The sequence below is a fragment of the Streptomyces katrae genome (genome assembly GCF_000966975.1).
Lineage (GTDB): Bacteria > Actinomycetota > Actinomycetes > Streptomycetales > Streptomycetaceae > Streptomyces > Streptomyces katrae.
On record NZ_JZWV01000752.1, the window covers coordinates 1 to 2,541 of the forward strand.

Below are 2,541 nucleotides of genomic sequence, written 5' to 3' on the forward strand. Positions count from 1 at the left end.
GGTCTTCGCCGCCGACGCACCCGCCGCCCGGCGCATCCGTGGCTCCTCGGCGGTGTGGGACGGCCTGTTCGCCCGATCGCCCGTGGGCATCGCCATCCTCGACACCCAGCTGCGGTTCCTCCAGGTCAACGCCGCCCTGGAGGCGATGAACGGCCTGCCCGAGTCGGCTCACGTGGGGCGCCGCCTCGCCGAGATCCTTCCGGCGGTCAACGCCCGTGAGATGGAGGAGGCCATGCTCCAGGTCCTGGAGACCGGGGAGCCGGTCCTCGACCGCCGCCGCATCGGACGCACCCCGGCCGAACCGGACCACGACCGCGTGTGGTCCTGCTCCTACGTACGGGTCGAGGACCCCGCGCACATGCCCATCGGAGTCATCGCCTCCCTCGTCGACATCACCGACCAGCGCCGCGACCACGTCGAGGCGGAGGCGGGCCGGCGCCGGCTCGCCCTGCTCAGCGAGGCCAGCATCCGGATGGGCTCCAGCCTCGACCTGGAGCGCACCGCGCAGGAACTCGCCGACCTCGCCGTGCCCCGCCTCGCCGACGCCGTCACCGTCGACGTCCTCGGCGCCCTGGCCGACGGAGAGGAACCCGGTATGGGCCTCACCGGCGGCGCGGCCCTGCGGCGGCTGGGCCGGGCCCCGCTGGGCGGGTCCCTGGTGACGGACATCCTCGCCCCGCTCGGCCGGACCCTCGTCTTCCCCGCGGCCGCCCCCTACACCCAGGCCCTCGCCGGCCGGCAGCCCTACCTGGTGGCCCGCCTCGACGGACCGGCCATCGCCTCCGCGGCCCGGCACACGGCCAGACCCGCGCAACTGGTCGAGGCGGGCGTCCACTCCTTCGTCATGGCCCCGCTCGTGGCCCGGGACCGGGTCCTCGGCGTGGCCAGCTTCTACCGCACCCGCCCCCTCGGCCCCTTCGGCTCCGAGGACGTCACCCTCGCCTCCGAACTCGCGGCCCGCGCGGCCCTCAGCATCGACAACGCCCGCCTCTACCACCGCGAGCACGAGACCGCCGTGATCCTCCAGCGCAGCATGCTGCCCCAGCACATCACCCCGCCCCCGGGCATCGACGTCAGCCACCGCTACCTGCCCGCGAGCGACGTCAACGAGGTCGGCGGGGACTGGTACGACGTGCTGCCCCTCGCGGGCGGCAAGGCCGCGCTGCTGATCGGCGACGTCATGGGCCACGGCATCGGCGCCGCCGCCGTCATGGGCCGGCTGTCGGCCTCCGTACGCTCCCTCGCCCGCCTGGACCTGTCGCCGGTGCGCCTGCTGCACCAGCTGGAGGCCGCCCTCGCCGACCTGTCCGAGCCGATGCTGGCCACCTTCCTGTACGTGGTCGTCGACCCCGCCGCCGGCCGCTGTACCGTCACCCGGGCCGGCCACCCGCCGCCCGCCCTCGCCCTCCCCGACGGCACCGTCCGCATCCTCGACACCCCGCCCGGGGTCCCCCTGGGGGTCGGCGGCATCGCCTTCACCCCCACCGAGGTCGAGGTACCCCCGGGCAGCCTCCTCGTCCTCTACACCGACGGCCTGATCGAAGCCCGCGGCAGCGACCTCGATGAGCGGCTGGCCGAACTCGCCCAGCTCCTCGCGGACCCGCAGCGCCGGCTGGACCACGTCTGCGACTCCCTGATCACCCACCTGGTCCCGGCCGCGGCGGACGACGACATCGCCCTCCTCGTCGCCCGGGTCGGCGGATAGCCCCCGCGCCCGGCGTTCCGACCGCGCGTCCCGGCAGGGGCGAGGACGAAGGCCCCCGCAGCGCCCGGAAGGGGCGGCGCGGGGGCCTTCGGCCGGTCGCGGGGGTCAGTTCTTGCCGAGGAGGCCGTTCATCCGGGTGATCTCGGCGCTCTGGGAGGCGATGATCGCGGCGGCCATGTCCTTGGCGGGCTGGTACCTGCCGTCCGTCTGCTCCGTCCTGGCCATGGCGACGGCGCCCTCGTGGTGCTTGACCATCAGCCGGAGGAAGGCGGTGTCGAACTCCTTGCCGGAGGCCTTGGTGAGCTGGTCCATCTCCTCGCCCGTCATCATCCCCGAGCCGCCGGACATGGAGTGGCCGGAGTGGCCGCCGCCCTCGGCGGCGGGCACCTGCTCGCCCCAGGAGGCCAGCCAGCCGGAGAGGGTCTTGATCTCCGGGTCCTGGGCCTTCCTGATCTCGTCGGCGAGGGCCTTGACCTCGGGCGACTCGGCACGGGTCGCGGCGAGCGAGGCCATCTCCAGGGCCTGGCGGTGGTGCGGGACCATGCCCTTGGCGAAGGCGGTGTCGGCGGCGTTGTTCGCGGCCGCGCCCTGCGCGGTGCCCGAGGGGGCGGCGGAGGCGGAGGCCGGGGCGGAGGCGTCGTGGCCGCCGCCGTGTCCGGAGGCGCCGTCGGACTTCCCGCCGCAGGCGGCGAGGACGAGGGCGGCGGTGACGGCCGCGGCGAGCGCGGTGGTACGGCGGACCAGGGAACGGTTTGCGCGCATGGTGGTGCTTCTCCTGTGCTGTGACGTGCGGGAACGGGCTCGGCCGGCGGGAGCGCCGGAGAGCCGCCCTATAC

General features: G+C 75.0%; 2 protein-coding genes. One reads left to right on the forward strand and one right to left on the reverse strand.

All coding sequences use genetic code 11. The annotated features are described in order from the left end of the window. Positions 1 to 1,705: SpoIIE family protein phosphatase (locus VR44_RS25875; RefSeq protein WP_045950005.1), on the forward strand; the 1,705-nt coding region annotated here is incomplete at its 5' end. A gap of 105 nt (positions 1,706 to 1,810) precedes the next feature. On the opposite strand, the gene VR44_RS25880 is transcribed toward VR44_RS25875, so the two are convergent. Then, positions 1,811 to 2,467 carry a DUF305 domain-containing protein gene (locus tag VR44_RS25880; RefSeq protein ID WP_045950006.1) on the reverse strand — a complete coding sequence of 219 codons (657 nt, stop codon included), beginning with the start codon at positions 2,465 to 2,467 and terminating at the stop codon, positions 1,811 to 1,813. Positions 2,468 to 2,541 lie beyond the last annotated feature (74 nt).

What these genes read in the sequence shown, in the direction of transcription:
- VR44_RS25880 (WP_045950006.1), bottom strand. Translation starts at nt 2,467, where the DNA reads ATGCGCGCAAACCGTTCCCTGGTCCGCCGTACCACCGCGCTCGCCGCG.